This is a genomic window from Arthrobacter sp. TJ-178, assembly GCF_058269275.1.
This window is the reverse complement of sequence record NZ_JBZCNK010000004.1, coordinates 362,943-377,025: the sequence shown is the minus strand read 5'-3', so window position 1 is coordinate 377,025 and position 14,083 is coordinate 362,943. Positions and strand designations below refer to the sequence as shown.

9 protein-coding genes are annotated in these 14,083 nt (G+C 67.5%); 5 read left to right on the top strand and 4 right to left on the bottom strand.

Features of this window, described 5'->3' with window-relative positions:
- Window positions 1–12: 12 nt before the first annotated feature.
- Window positions 13–3,654, top strand: a complete 3,642-nt coding sequence (smc, locus tag AC4D2Q_RS13395; RefSeq protein ID WP_490946969.1) for a chromosome segregation protein SMC — start codon at window positions 13–15, stop codon at window positions 3,652–3,654.
- Between the two features lie 79 nt (window positions 3,655–3,733).
- Here the strand turns inward: smc and AC4D2Q_RS13390 are convergent, their stop codons facing one another.
- Both AC4D2Q_RS13390 and AC4D2Q_RS13385 read right to left on the bottom strand, forming a co-directional pair.
- Window positions 3,734–4,465, bottom strand: a complete 732-nt coding sequence (locus tag AC4D2Q_RS13390; RefSeq protein WP_490946965.1) for a glutamine amidotransferase — start codon at window positions 4,463–4,465, stop codon at window positions 3,734–3,736.
- Window positions 4,462–5,721, bottom strand: a complete 1,260-nt coding sequence (locus tag AC4D2Q_RS13385; protein ID WP_490946961.1) for an MFS transporter — start codon at window positions 5,719–5,721, stop codon at window positions 4,462–4,464. Before AC4D2Q_RS13385 ends, AC4D2Q_RS13390 begins: the two co-directional genes overlap by 4 nt.
- A gap of 143 nt (window positions 5,722–5,864) precedes the next feature.
- Between AC4D2Q_RS13385 and ftsY the strand changes: the two genes are divergently transcribed.
- Window positions 5,865–7,064: a signal recognition particle-docking protein FtsY gene (ftsY, locus tag AC4D2Q_RS13380; protein ID WP_490946959.1), complete on the top strand. Its 1,200-nt coding sequence runs from the start codon at window positions 5,865–5,867 to the stop codon at window positions 7,062–7,064.
- Window positions 7,065–7,181: 117 nt separating this feature from the next.
- On the opposite strand, the gene AC4D2Q_RS13375 is transcribed toward ftsY, so the two are convergent.
- Window positions 7,182–8,906: a hypothetical protein gene (locus AC4D2Q_RS13375; protein ID WP_490946957.1), complete on the bottom strand. Its 1,725-nt coding sequence runs from the start codon at window positions 8,904–8,906 to the stop codon at window positions 7,182–7,184.
- A 230-nt stretch (window positions 8,907–9,136) separates the two neighbouring features.
- Here AC4D2Q_RS13375 and AC4D2Q_RS13370 point away from each other — a divergent pair, with 230 nt between their 5' ends.
- Together AC4D2Q_RS13370 and AC4D2Q_RS13365 are read left to right on the top strand one after the other, a co-directional pair.
- Window positions 9,137–10,432 carry an ammonium transporter gene (locus AC4D2Q_RS13370; RefSeq protein ID WP_490946954.1) on the top strand — a complete coding sequence of 432 codons (1,296 nt, stop codon included), beginning with the start codon at window positions 9,137–9,139 and terminating at the stop codon, window positions 10,430–10,432.
- Window positions 10,429–10,767, top strand: coding sequence for a P-II family nitrogen regulator (locus AC4D2Q_RS13365; protein WP_400927916.1), 339 nt, complete (start codon window positions 10,429–10,431; stop codon window positions 10,765–10,767). The genes AC4D2Q_RS13370 and AC4D2Q_RS13365 overlap by 4 nt, the downstream gene beginning before the upstream one ends.
- Before the next feature lie 80 nt (window positions 10,768–10,847).
- On the opposite strand, the gene AC4D2Q_RS13360 is transcribed toward AC4D2Q_RS13365, so the two are convergent.
- Window positions 10,848–12,257 carry a glucose-6-phosphate dehydrogenase gene (locus tag AC4D2Q_RS13360; protein WP_490946953.1) on the bottom strand — a complete coding sequence of 470 codons (1,410 nt, stop codon included), beginning with the start codon at window positions 12,255–12,257 and terminating at the stop codon, window positions 10,848–10,850.
- 129 nt (window positions 12,258–12,386) lie between these two features.
- On the opposite strand from AC4D2Q_RS13360, the gene ffh reads away from it, so the two are divergent.
- Window positions 12,387–13,970: a signal recognition particle protein gene (ffh, locus tag AC4D2Q_RS13355; protein ID WP_490946950.1), complete on the top strand. Its 1,584-nt coding sequence runs from the start codon at window positions 12,387–12,389 to the stop codon at window positions 13,968–13,970.
- Window positions 13,971–14,083 lie beyond the last annotated feature (113 nt).

Below are 14,083 nucleotides of genomic sequence, written 5' to 3'. Positions count from 1 at the left end.
GATTGGCCCCCCGTGCATTTAAAGACGCTGACCATGCGTGGATTTAAGTCCTTCGCATCAGCCACCACCTTCGAGTTTGAACCCGGAGTTACCGCCGTAGTGGGGCCCAACGGGTCCGGAAAATCCAACGTGGTGGACGCCCTGGCTTGGGTGATGGGGGAGCAGGGAGCCAAGACCCTGCGCGGCGGAAAGATGGAAGACGTCATTTTTGCCGGCACCAGCGGCCGCCCCGCCCTGGGCCGCGCGCAGGTCTCGCTCACCATAGACAACGCCGACGGCGCTCTGCCGATCGAATACTCGGAAGTCACCATTTCCCGGACCCTGTTCCGCTCCGGCGGGTCCGAATATGCCATCAACGGCGCCCCCGCCCGGCTGCTCGATATTCAGGAACTGCTCTCGGATTCCGGACTCGGCCGCGAGATGCATGTCATAGTGGGCCAGGGCCAGCTGGACCGGATTCTGCACGCCGGTGCCGCAGAGCGCCGGGGTTTCATCGAAGAGGCCGCCGGCATCCTCAAGCACCGCCGCAGGCGTGAGAAAACCGTCCGGAAGCTCGACGCGATGCAGGCCAACCTAGCCCGGCTGACGGACCTGACCTCCGAGCTGCGAAGCCAGCTTGGACCGCTGGGCAAGCAGGCCGCCGTCGCCCGCCGTGCCCGCACCGTGCAGCAGGACGCCCGCGATGCCCGGGCCCGGCTGCTCGCCGATGACCTGGTGACCCTGACCGGTTCCCTGGCCCGGGACGCCGCGCAGGAACAGGAACTGCTGGGCCGCCGCGACGCCGCTGCTGCCGCCCTGGCCGCCGCCCGGTCCCGTCAGGCCGAACTGGAAACCCTGGCCGCCCAAGCAACCCCGCAGGTCAACGCCGCCCGGGAGGCCTGGTACGCGCTCTCCACCCAGCGCGAACGGTTCCTGTCCCTGGCAGCCCTGGCACAGGAACGGCAGCGCCTGCTGGGATCCTCGGAACACCGTGAAGACACCGGCACCGATCCGGAACGGCTGCAGGCCTCCGCCCAGCGGGCCCGGGCCGAGGCGGCCGCGCTGCAGGAAACCATTGAAGAACGCCGCGGTGCGCTCGCCGGTGCCGAGGAACTCCGTGCCGGCGCCGAGAAGGCTGCCGCCGCCGAAGAACAGCGGCTGGCCGCAGTCCTCCGCGCGGCAGCGGACCGCCGCGAAGGCCTGGCCCGGCTTGCCGGTGCCGTGGGCTCCGCCCGGTCCCGGGTGGATGCCGCGGAAGCGGAACTGGGCAGGCTGCGCGCCTCCATCAGCGCCGGTGAGGAACGGCGCCGGATCGCCCAGCAGGAATTTACTGCCCTGGAGAACTCCGCGGCGGGCGCCGAGGAAGGCGAGGAAGGCCTCGACGCCGAGTACGAGGACGCGGTGGCCGAGCTGAACGGCGCTGTGTCCGCACTGGAGGAGCTGCGCCGCACGAAGCAGGACGCTGAACGCGAACGTGAAACCCTGACCGCCCGCCGGGATGCCCTGCGGGTGGGACTGGACCAGCGCGACGGGTCGGCGGTGCTGCTGGATGCCGGGGTGGAGGGCGTGCTGGCACCGTTGGCGGCGCTGCTCACCGTCCGGCCCGGCTGCGAACGTGCAGTTACGGCGGCCCTGGGATCTGCCGCGTCCGCCGTGGCGGTTGCCGATCTCTCCGCTGCGGTTGGCGCCCTGACGCACCTCAAAGAGGCCGACGGCGGGCAGGTGGACCTGGTGCTGGCATCGGGCGGGGATACTTCCGCAGGCACCGCTTCCGAACGCCCGGAGTCCGGGCGCCCCGAGCTTCCCGCCGGGGCAACCTGGGCGGCCGACGCGGCTCAGGCGCCGGCGGAACTGCGGCAGACCCTGGACCGGCTGCTGGACGGCGCGGTCATTGTGCCTTCCCTGACCGAGGCGGCGGCCCTGCTGCGCGAACACCCCGGCCTGACCGCCGTAACTTCCGGCGGTGAAGTCCTCTCGGTCTTCGCCGGCCGAGGCGGGTCCTCGTCGGCTCCCGGACTGCTTGAACTGCAGGCTGCGGTGGAGGAAACCGAGGCGCGGATCCGGGCCGCTGCCGCCCGCTCCGAGCAGGCGGGGTTTGCCCTGTCCGGAGCGGCGAACCGCCGGGACGCAGCGCAAAAGCGCGCCGACGCTGCCCTGGCCGCGCTGCATGACTCTGATGCCCGGCTGGCCGCCGTCGCCGAACGGCTCGGGTCCCTGGGGTCCGCCCTGCGTTCGGCCGTTGGCGAGTCGGAACGGCTGAAGCAGCTGGTGTCCGCGGCCGAAGCCAACCTCGCCGCGGAACAGGAAGCCCTGGCCGCTGCCGCAGCACGGCTCGCCGCGGCGGACAACACCCCGGCGGAAGCGGAACCGTCCACCGAACAGCGTGAGGCGCTTGCACTTGCCGCCGCGGCTGCCCGCCGGGCGGAAACGGACGCGCGGCTGGCCCTGCGGACCGCGGAGGAACAGCACAAAGCCGTGGCCGGCAGGGCAGCCGGGCTGGAACGGGCTGCGGAGAGTGAACGCCGGGCGCGGGCCGCAGCTGAGGTGCGCGCCCGGCGCCGCGCCCTGCAGGCGGCCAAAGCTACGGCCGTGGCAGAAGCTGCCCGAACCGTGCTGGGGTTCCTGGATGTTTCGCTGGCAGAGGCAGCGGCTGAGCGGGACCACGCGGAGGCCGTGCGCACCGCCTGGGACGAGGAACTGGCCGTCGTCCGCACCGCAGCAGCAGACGCTTCGGCGGAGGTCGCCCGGCTGACCGATTCCGTGCACCGCGACGAACTGATCCGTGCCCAGCAGCAGCTGCGCGTGGAGGCGCTGGAAGCACGCGTGATCGAGGAACTGGGCCTGACGCCGGAGCATCTGGTGGCTGAGTTCGGCCCGGACCAGCCGGTTCCGGTGCCCGTCGGCCCTGCCGCGGGAAGCTCCGGGGATAAGTGGGCGGCCCTGCACGCTCCGGTGGATGAGGAGGGAAACCCGCTGACCACCGGGGTTCCCTATGACCGGGCCGTCCAGGAGAAGCGGCTGAAGCAGGCCGAGCGGGACCTTGCTGCGCTGGGCCGGGTCAATCCGCTGGCTCTGGAAGAATTCGCTGCCCTTGAGGAGCGGCACACCTTCCTCAGCACCCAGCTGGAGGACCTCAAGGCCACCCGCCGCGATCTGCTGGACATCATCAAGGACGTGGACCGGAAGGTGGAGGAAGTCTTCACCGCGGCCTACCGGGACACCGCCGAACAGTTTGAGCGCGTGTTCGCCACCCTCTTCCCGGGCGGCGAAGGCCGGCTGGTCCTGACCGATCCCGAGGATATGCTCAGCACCGGCATCGAGATCCAGGCCCGGCCGGCCGGCAAGCGGATCAAGCGGCTGTCCCTGCTGTCCGGCGGTGAGCGCTCGCTGACCGCGGTGGCCCTGCTGGTGGCGATCTTCAAGGCCCGCCCCTCGCCGTTCTACGTGATGGACGAGGTGGAAGCTGCACTGGATGACACCAACCTCGGCCGGCTGATCACCATTTTCGAAGAGCTCAAGGAATCCAGCCAGCTGATCGTCATCACGCACCAGAAGCGCACCATGGAAGTGGCCGACGCGCTGTACGGCGTGACGATGCAGGGCGACGGGGTGTCCACCGTGATCAGCCAGCGCCTGGACAAGTCAGAGACCGGGGCGGTCGAGGCGGCGGGCTAAGTCCCGCGGCCCCTGCCGAGTGTAGAGCCCGTGCCTGATTCAGCCGCCGGGAACGGCATGAGCCCGGCTGTCGATGCTCCTACCGGGCGTAGCGGCGCACAAAGTTGCGCAGGATCAGCGGCGGCACACTGACGTCGGTGCCGCGCACGGACGCTTTGACGGCGTCGGCTTCCTCCGGCGGGAAGTAGCCGGCGTGCCGGTACACCGTGATGCGGGTCAGCAGGCCCGGAACGTCCAGCTCGGGATGGAACTGCGTGGCATAAAGGTTCTCCTTGATCCGGAACATCTGCACCGGGCAGGAGGAGGAACCGGCAAGGTTCACCGCGTTGGGCGGCAGCACGGAGACGGCCTCGCGGTGGCCCACAAACGCGGTGAAGGAATCCGGAACGTCCTCGAGCAGCGGATCCTGCCGCCCCTCACCGGTGAGCTTGATCTCCACGGCGCCGATGGCCTCACCGAACTGCCGGTCCACGGTTCCGCCCTGGTGCCGGCCCAGGGTGCCCACGCCGTAGCAGGCGCCCAGGAACGGGAAGTCCTGCTCGACGACGTCGTCCAGCAGCGTGCCCAGCTCACTTTCCACCCGCAGCTGCAGATCCGACTTGGAACTGTCCGGATCGCTGGCGTTGAAGGGACTGCCGCTGACAATAATGCCGCTGTAGTCCGTCAGATCAATGCGGGGCAGGGGACCGGCCTCCAGCCGGACACGGTGCAGCTGATCCGGCTCCAGGTTTCCAAAGCGGAGGAACGCCTCATATTCTTCGTCGGCGGCATCGTCTTCGGCCCGGGAGGCCAGCAGGAGGAAAGGCTTCATTCCTCGATCGTAGTGCGGTTGGGACCCGTCTGCGTGTCAGGCGTCACGGCCGGGGGTGCCGCGCTTTCCTGGGGCTGCAAGGTTTCGCGGGCACCGATCCAGGCAAAGCACGCCATGACCGCAATGGCTCCGGTCACGCCGAAGGCCCAGTTGAAGCCCAGCGAGTCCGCGAGCAGCCCGGCCAGGATGGGTCCCACAATGGCACCGCTGTCACTGGCCATCTGGAAGGTGGCGAGCACCTTCCCGCCGCTGCGGTCATTGCCCACCACATCTCCGACAGCGGCCTGCTGTGCCGGGTTCAGCAGCCCGGTTCCCATCCCGGCAACTGCTGAGACCACCAGGAACATGGGCACGTTGGTGCTGAAGCCGATGGCGGCTGTGGCTGCGGCGTTCACCGCCAGCCCGGTGATCACCATCGGCCGCCGGCCCCAGCTGTCGGTAAGCCGGCCGGAGAACGTCAGGACAACGGCGGTGCCGAGGGCGAAGGCGGTCAGCGAGATGCCGGCGATTTCCGGACCGGCGGTCAGAGCGGCGGCGGCGAAGAGCGGCAGCAGCGAGTTCCGCACGCCAAAGGAGGACCAGCCGTTGGCGAAGCTTGAGGCCAGTGCGGCCCGGTAGGCGGAGTCGCCGAGTGCTTCACGGACGGTGAGCACCGGACGGGCGGCGGGCTTGGGCTCGCCGCTGGCCAGCCGGGCGTCCTTGAGCTGCAGGGCGACGACGGCGGCCGCCACCACCAGCGCGCCCGCGTAGACCAGGAACGGAACGCGCAGCCCGAACCCGGCCATGAGACCGCCCGCGAGGGGCCCGGCAATGTTGCCCAGCAGGAATGAGGAGGCGTAGGCGCTGGACACCCGGCCGCGCACGGCAGGTTTGGTCAGCCGGATGATCAGGGCCATGGCCGAGATGGTGAACATGGTGGAGCCGATGCCGCCCAGCCCGCGGAAGACCAGCAGCTGCCAGTAACTTTCCGCGAAGGCACACGCTCCGGTGGAGGCGGCGACGATCAGCAGCCCCGCAATGTAGACCGGGCGCTCGCCGAACTTCTCCAGCAGGGCCCCGCCGGCCGGTGCGAAAATCAGCCGGGTGAAGGCAAAGGCGCTGACGATCACCGAGGACGCGGCAATGCCCACGTTGAAGCTCTGGGCAAACTGCGGCAGCACCGGGGCCACCAGACCGAAACCCAGGGCAATGACAAACGCCGCGGCAATAAGGACTTTGATTTCCCGCGGAATCGCGAGACGGGGTGCTCGAACCATGATGCTCTGATTCTCTCAGACCGCGGCCGCTCCCGGGCGCGGCTCGCCGCCGCCCGAAAATGGCCGGCGGGAGGGCCGTTCAGGCCATGCGGCGGGGGCTGTGCGGGTGCCCGGAAACACACCGGTGTGACATGCTAAAGAGCGTGAATGAGACTCTTGCGATTGTGATCTATGTGGTCATCGCCCTTGCTGTAGTCGGTTCCGTGGCAGCTCTGCTGGTCCGGACCCGACGAACCCCCAAGGGCATGTATCCCACCACCCGAGACGCCAATGATCCGGTAACCGGATCAGGCGCGCACGCCGCCGGGACGGACGTCCTGGACGCGCCCCCGGCGCAGACCGACGTCGTCGTGCCCGACGACCTCCGGGATCTGGACGCGACAGCGCCGGCCCCCGAGGCTCCGGCGCTGGAAACCCCCGACCCGGTGCAGGGCCGCCTGGCCCGCCTCCGCGCGCGCCTGGCCAAGTCCAACAATGCGCTGGGCAAGGCGCTGCTGGCACTGCTGGCCAGCGACAAGATTGATGAAGATGTCTGGGACGAGATCGAGGAAACGCTGCTCCTGGCGGACCTCGGGACCGAACCGACCATGGAACTGGTGGACGCCCTGCGCGAGCGGGTCAAGATTTCCGGCAGCCGGAATCCCGAGGAAGTGCACCGGATGCTCCGCGAGGAGCTCATCAAGCTCGTGGATCCGACCATGGACCGCTCGCTGGCCACCGCCCGGCATGCTGACAAGCCCGCCGTCGTGATGGTGGTGGGCGTGAACGGCGTCGGCAAGACCACCACGGTGGGCAAGCTGGCCCGTGTCCTGGTGGCCGAGGACAAGGACGTGCTCCTGGGCGCTGCCGATACCTTCCGCGCCGCCGCCGCCGAGCAGCTGGCCACCTGGGGACAGCGCGTGGGCGTGCCCACCGTAAAGTCCGACATCGACGGCGCCGACCCCGCCTCCGTGGCCTTCGAGGCCGTGAAGGCCGGAATCGACGGCGAGGTGGACGTAGTCCTGATCGACACGGCCGGGCGGCTGCAGAACAAGGTTGGCCTGATGGACGAACTCGGCAAGGTCAAGCGCGTCATCGAAAAGCAGGCCGAGGTGGACGAGGTCCTGCTGGTCCTGGACGCCACCACGGGCCAGAACGGCCTGATGCAGGCCAAGGTGTTCTCCGAGGTCGTCAACATCACCGGCATTGTGCTGACCAAGCTGGACGGCACCGCCAAGGGCGGCATCGTCGTCGCGATCCAGCGCACGCTGGGCGTGCCCGTGAAGCTGATCGGCCTGGGCGAGGGTGCCGATGACCTGGCACCGTTCGAAGCCGAGGGCTTTGTAGATGCGCTGCTGAGCTAGGCAGTCACAGCGCAAAAGGCTCCGCACTTCCGAGAGGAAGTGCGGAGCCTTTTTGTTGGTCTTTTGTGCCCGCCGGGGCCGGGGACGGGGCCCGTAAACCCGGGGTCCCGGCTCAGGCTAGAAGGTGAAGTTCAGGACCGTGACGGTGCCCGCGGTCAGGGGGAACGTCTGCGTGCTGGACCCGTACGTGAACCCCGGAACGGTCAGCCGTTCGGCGGCCGGGGTGCCCTCGGCGGCGGCGCCGTCGATCAGCGTGCCGTCTTCGGCGGTGTAGGAGGTGCCGGTCATCTGCGACATGGTCCCGGTCAGCGCCTTGCCCGGCAGTTCCAGGGTTACCGCGGCCGGAGCATCCTTTTCGGGGTTGTTGTTGTTGACCACCACCACGCTGACGCTTCCGTCCGCGTGGCGCACCGCGTACGGGTAGGCGAGCCCGCCGCCGGCGGTGTCCAGTTTGAGGAACTCGCCCGGCGGCATTTCGGCCACCATGGACATGCCGTAGTAGTTGGCGCGCTCATCCACTGCGCCGTCCGGCTGCAGGTACGCGCCGCCGGTGCAGATGGCGGACATGGGCGGGCCGCCCTTGCACGTGATCAGGGAGCTGTGGAAGGAGACCCGGGAAATGCCCATCTGCGCGGCGCTCAGCGCATAGTCGGCGCTCCACAGCGCCGAAGCGTAGGTCTTGGTGGTTTCGTTTGACCCCGGGCAGGCAGAGACACCGGTTTCCGGAATCCATGTTTCCAGGCCCGACTGCAGGGCCGGTTTCATGGCGGCGGCCCGGAAGTTGTTGGAGTGGTCATGCAATTGCCGGCTGGTTAGGTTGGCCAGGACCGGCTTTCCCAGCGGATCTGCCCCCTCGCAGGATGACAGGGGGTAGTGGTGGAAGGACAGGATTTTCCGCTGCGGCAGCTGCGTCTCGGCGAACGGCCCCCACCAGGTCTGCTCATAGGTTCCCGGACCCACAATGGGCACCTCGGGAGCGACGGCGTACATGGCTTCGGCGTAGGCCTTCAGCTCGGTCAGGTATTCGGAGATGCCGTAGCCGGAGTCGCGCAGCCCGGTCTTGGCGAACCCGTTGGGCTCATTGCCCACGGTGATGCCCACCAGACGCTCACCGAAGGCGGCGGCGGCGTACTTGGTCATGTCCGCTGCACGGGCGGGATCATAATTGCCCAGGTCCACGGTCAGGGCAATCTGCCCGTCCACGGCTTCCAGCAGCGTGTTGACCCGCTTCAGATCGGCGGGTGTCACGGCCCGGACCGGATGGGATTTGTCTCCGGAAAGGTTCCCGGGGATGGCCTCGCCGGTGGAGGTCCAGAAGAAGCGCCGGTCCACAGCGTTTCCGCCGAAGCGCAGCAGTGGCCGGCCGAGTCCTGAAATGGACTCGACCATTTCCGGGTTGTCGCCGGACAGGGACGGATCCGCCAGATCCGTGGCTTCCAGCGAGAGCCCGATCAGGCCCTCCGGCAGCGACGTGCCGGTGGTCTCCGCAGCGACCTTGATGTTCAGCGGCTCCACAGGGGTCTGCGGAGATCCGGCCGGAGGGCCCGCCTGGTTGTAGTAGGTCACGGCCGGAGCCGCAGGCAGGGTTTCAGGAGCGGGGGTCACGGTGAAGGGAGTGCCCGTGGGGGACGGCTTGGCCTCGCTTGATGCGGCGGGCACCGCTGCGGGAGCGGCGTCGTCGTTCATCACCAACGGGGCGACGACGGCGCCGGCAGCCAGCACGGCCGCGAGCGCGGTCCCGGAGATAATCCACTTCTTCTTGTTCTTGCCGGAATTTCGGTTGGGGCCGCCGTCGGCGGCCAGAGGATCTGGACCGCCCGGTGTCGGAAACTGCTCGGGCATAAAGGATTACCTCCGGTAGTGAGACTTAGGGACCATCCTAGCGGCGGGTGCCGCACCGCCAAGTGCTCCCGAAGAGGCGCGAAATGCTGCGGAAACTTTCCCGTTACGGACTTTTTACCGGGGACCGGGGTTTGTAATGTTCCGGCAACCTGCCCGGGCCGTTGCCGAAACCTTGCCCCGGCAGAGTTCTGTGTGCGGGAAGGGCCCGTGGTTGGTGAAGGGACGTGAAGATGGATCTGTCAGCAGGTCACGTCTGGGTGATGGTTTCGGCGGCACTGGTGCTGCTCATGACGCCCGGAGTGGCATTCTTTTACGGCGGCATGACCCGCGCCAAGGCAGCACTGAACATGATGATGATGAGCTTTGTGTCCATTGGCCTGGTGGGGGTTGTCTGGGTGCTGTGGGGCTTCTCCATGACCGGCGGGGACGGCGTGGGCGGGTTGTTCGGCAATCCCTTCGCCTCCTTCGGGCTTGAGCCGCTCATTGGCACCGAAGACCTCATCGGCGCCGGATTCGGTGCCACCTTTGCCATCATCACGGTGGCCCTGATCAGCGGAGCCATTGCGGACCGGGCCAAGTTCAGCGCCTGGGTGATCTTTGTGCCGGTCTGGGTCACCCTCGTCTACTGCCCGTTGGCCTTCATGGTGTGGGGCGGCGGGCTGCTGGGCCAAGAGGGAGCGGTCGGCTCCGTGGTCGGGGAGGCCATCGACTTTGCCGGCGGCACCGTGGTCCACATCAATGCAGGTGTGGCAGCCCTGGTGCTGGCCCTGATCATCGGCAAGCGCAAGGGCTTCGGCAAGGACCCGAGCCAGCGCCCGCACAACATCCCCTTTGTCATGCTCGGCGCCACGCTGCTCTGGTTCGGCTGGTTCGGTTTCAACGGGGGAGCCGCAGGCACCGCGGAGGAAGCGGGCCTGATCTGGATGAACACCATGGCCGCTCCGGCCGCCGCAATGGTTGGCTGGCTGCTGATTGAACAGATGCGCGACGGGCGCCCGACCTCCCTCGGCGCTGCTTCCGGAATTGTCGCCGGCCTGGTGGCCATCACCCCCGCCTGCGCCAACGTGAGCCCGCTCGGCGCCGTCGGCCTGGGCCTGCTGGCCGGAGTCCTCTCCGCGCTCGCCGTCGGGCTGAAGTACAAGCTCGGCTACGACGATTCCCTGGACGTGGTGGGCGTTCACCTGGTGGCCGGCATCGTAGGCACCCTGGCGCTGGGCTTCATTGCCCTGCCCGTGGACGGCGAGGGAGGCGGCCTGTTCTACGGCGGCGGTTTCGCTCAGCTTGGCGCACAGCTGGCGGCGGCCCTCATCGCGATCATCTTCTCGGCCGTCCTGACTCTGGTGATTGGCCTGGCCATTCACAAGACCATTGGCTTCCGGGTGTCCGAGGAACAGGAAATCAACGGCGTGGACCTGAGCGAACACGCTGAAACCGCATACGAATTCGGCGGCCTGGGCATGGGCGGTTCCTTCCGGCCCCTCCCTGAGACCGTCCGCACCGCCCCGAAGGAGAGCGTCAACTCATGAAACTTGTAACGGCCATTGTCCGGCCCGAGAAACTCGACGCCGTCCGCGGATCCCTGGAAAGCTACGGCGTGCAGGGACTGACCGTCAGCTCCGCCAACGGCTACGGCCGCCAACGCGGCCACACCGAGGTTTACCGCGGCGCCGAGTACACCGTGGACCTGCTGCCGAAGATCCGCATCGAAGTCCTGGTGGCCAATGAGTGGTTGAACGACATCGTGGACGTGCTGGTCTCCACGGCCAACACGGGCCGGGCCGGGGACGGCAAGGTGTGGGTGGTCAATGTGGAAGAAGCGCTCCGCGTGCGTACCGGGGAGCGGGGGGATTCCGCGCTGTAGGTTGTTGCTTCAGCCTTGGGCGGGAGCAGGAGGACCCCTTGGACCGGCCGTATGATTACGGCCGGCCCAAGGGGTTTTCTTTACAATCCCGAGCGGCTGGATTCCCACTCCGGCGGGCCCATGGTCCCGGCGGGATATGTCTCGAGCGGAACCTCGCCGTCAGCCCATGACCTCAGTACCGGATCCACAATCCGCCAGCATTCCTCCGCGATGTCCGCGCGCACGGAGACCAGCGGGTCACCCGAAAGGATGCCGTCCAGCACTTCGCCGTACGGCGTCATCGCCGATTTGTGCATGGGAGCGCTGAGCCCCGTGCGCTCCAGCTTGAACACGTTCTCCGGACCGTTGACGTTCAGCTCCAGTTCCAGCCGGGCCGGCGCGAAGGAAATCCGGAGGCGTGAGGCTTCGCCCGCGGAACCGGTGAATCCGTCGGGCAGATGGCTCACCGGCTTGAAGGTAATGACGGCTTCCTGCCGCGTTTTGCCCAGAGCCTTGCCCGAGCGCAGGACGAACGGGACACCGGACCAGCGCTCATTGTCGATCCGGATTTCCACTTCTGCGAGCGTCTCCGTCTCCCGGTCCGGATCCACCCCGGGCGATTCGGCATATGCCTCAACTTCTTCGCCGTCGATCTCCCCGGCGGACCACCGGGCCCGGCGCGTACTTCGCTTATAGTCCTCCGGCACACTGGATGCCCGAAGCGTGGCAGCGATCAGGTCCCGCACATCCCGCTGGCCGAGGGTTGCCGGAGCCCCCATCGCAATGACCGCCATGGTGTGCAGCAGGTGGCTCTGGATCATGTCACGCAGGGCACCGGCGCCGTCGTAATACTTCGCTCGGCCCTCAAGACCCAGCTTCTCGTCGAAAACAATTTCCACGCGCTCAATATGAAGGTTGTTCCACACCGGCTCCAGGATCCGGTTGGTAAACCGCAGCCCCAGGACATTCATCACGGTGGCCATGCCCAGGAAGTGGTCCACCCGGTACACGTCGCTTTCGGGCAGCAGCTTCGCCAGCATCCGGTTCAGCTCACGGGCCGAGGCTTCGTCGCCGGCAAACGGCTTTTCGAGCACCAGCCGCGTGTCCTCGGGCAGGTCTCCGGGTTTCAGCGCCGCCACGGTGGACTGCGTAACTTCCGGCGGCAGCGCGAAATAGACGGCCAGCGGTGTGTCCAGGCTGCGGATGTCATTTACCAGCCGCTCCGGATCCTTCAGATCCACCTGCAGGTAGCTGCCGTTCCGGACAGCGGCGTCGAGCGCTTCCTTCCCGTCGTCGCCGGCCTCGCCGCGGGCAGCGGCAAAGGACTCTTTCAGCAGGTCCTGCCAGGTGCCGTCGTCCCAGTCACGGGAACCGGAACCGATGACGCGGAGCTCAGCGGGGGCGCGGCTGCTGCCGATCAGCTGGCCCAGCCCCGGCAGCAGCAGCCGCTTGGAGAGGTCGCCGGTGCCGCCGAGAATCAAAAGGGTGCGCAGGGGGGAAGTTTCATTCATGGCTCCACCCTGCCATCGGGGCCGCACAACCGCTAAGGGTTTTGCGGAAGATTTCCAACTCGCCTTGGTACCCTTAACAGCTGGGCCTGCCAAACATGGCGAAGATCTGACGAAAGAAGTGCGCGGCACGTGTTCAATTCACTGTCTGACCGGTTGACTACAACCTTCAAGAACCTCCGCGGCAAGGGCAAGCTGACCGAAGCCGACGTCGACGCCACCGTCCGCGAAATCCGCCGGGCGCTGCTGGACGCGGACGTCGCCGTTCCCGTGGTCCGTGCCTTCACCGCATCCGTGAAGGAACGCGCCCTCGGCCTTGAGGTGTCCCAGGCACTGAACCCGGGCCAGCAGGTCGTCAAGATTGTCAACGAGGAACTCGTGGGCATCCTCGGCGGCGAGACCCGCCGGCTGCGCCTGGCCAAGAACCCGCCCACGGTCATCATGCTCGCGGGTTTGCAGGGTGCCGGTAAGACCACCCTGGCCGGCAAGCTCTCCAAGCACCTGAAGTCCCAGGGCCACAGCCCGCTGCTGGTTGCCGCCGACCTCCAGCGCCCCAACGCCGTCAAGCAGCTGCAGGTCAACGGCCAGCGCGCCGGCGTCCCGGTCTACGCCCCGCACCCTGGCGTTTCCTCCGAGTTTGAGGCAGCCACCGGTGATCCGGTTGCCGTCGCCCGCCAGGGCATCGAGGAAGCCCGCACCAAGCTGCATGACGTGGTCATCGTGGACACCGCCGGCCGCTTGGGCGTGGACGCCGAACTGATGCAGCAGGCCGCGGACATCCGCGCCGCCATCAACCCCGACGAAGTGCTCTTTGTCATTGACGCCATGATCGGCCAGGACGCCGTCAACACGGCCCAGGCCTTCAACGAGGGCGTGAACTTCACCGGTGTCGTCCTGACCAAGCTCGACGGCGACGCCCGCGGCGGTGCCGCACTGTCCGTGGCGTCCGTGACCGGCAAGCCGATCATGTTCGCCTCCACGGGTGAGGCCCTGACCGACTTTGAGGTCTTCCACCCGGACCGCATGGCCAGCCGCATCCTTGACCTCGGCGACGTCCTGACCCTCATTGAGCAGGCCGAACAGAACTGGGACAAGGACGAAGCATCCCGGATGGCGAAGAAATTTGCCGACCAGGAAGACTTCACCCTGGACGATTTCCTCGCCCAGATGCAGCAGATCCGCAAAATGGGCTCCATGAAGAAGATGCTCATGATGATGCCCGGCGCCGCCGGCATGCGTGAGCAGCTGGAAAACTTCGACGAGCGCGAAATTGACCGCGTCGAAGCCATTGTGCGTTCCATGACCCCGCACGAGCGGGTGGCTCCGAAGATCATCAACGGTTCACGCCGTGCCCGCATTGCCCGCGGTTCGGGCGTGCACGTTTCCGAGGTCAACGGCCTGCTGGAGCGTTTTGTGCAGGCACAGAAGATGATGAAGAAGATGGCTGCCGGCGGCGGAATCCCCGGCATGCCGGGCATGGCCGGCCCCGGCGGCTTCGGCGGCTCGCGGAAGAAGCAGCAGGCAGCCAAGGGCAAGAAGAAGGCCAAGTCCGGAAACCCGGCCAAGGCTGCACAGGAACGCGCCGAGGCGGAGGCACGGCGCGCCGGTGCCCGCAAGGCACTTCCCACGGGCAGTGCGTTCGGCGGCCAGGATGCGGACTTTGATCCGTCGTCGCTGAACCTTCCCAAGGGCTTCGAGAAGTTCCTGGGCAAGTAACAGGGAGATGATGCGCACCGCCGGGCTTTGGTCCGGCGGTGCGTGTTTAACGCATCGGCACTTTTATCGCTCCGGCCCCGCGGCGCCGGATACTGTGAGGGTGCACCGAGGAA

What these genes read in the sequence shown, in the direction of transcription:
- AC4D2Q_RS13390 (WP_490946965.1), bottom strand. Translation starts at nt 4,465, where the DNA reads ATGAAGCCTTTCCTCCTGCTGGCCTCCCGGGCCGAAGACGATGCCGCC.
- AC4D2Q_RS13385 (WP_490946961.1), bottom strand. Translation starts at nt 5,721, where the DNA reads ATGGTTCGAGCACCCCGTCTCGCGATTCCGCGGGAAATCAAAGTCCTT.
- AC4D2Q_RS13375 (WP_490946957.1), bottom strand. Translation starts at nt 8,906, where the DNA reads ATGCCCGAGCAGTTTCCGACACCGGGCGGTCCAGATCCTCTGGCCGCC.
- AC4D2Q_RS13370 (WP_490946954.1), top strand. Translation starts at nt 9,137, where the DNA reads ATGGATCTGTCAGCAGGTCACGTCTGGGTGATGGTTTCGGCGGCACTG.
- AC4D2Q_RS13365 (WP_400927916.1), top strand. Translation starts at nt 10,429, where the DNA reads ATGAAACTTGTAACGGCCATTGTCCGGCCCGAGAAACTCGACGCCGTC.
- AC4D2Q_RS13360 (WP_490946953.1), bottom strand. Translation starts at nt 12,257, where the DNA reads ATGAATGAAACTTCCCCCCTGCGCACCCTTTTGATTCTCGGCGGCACC.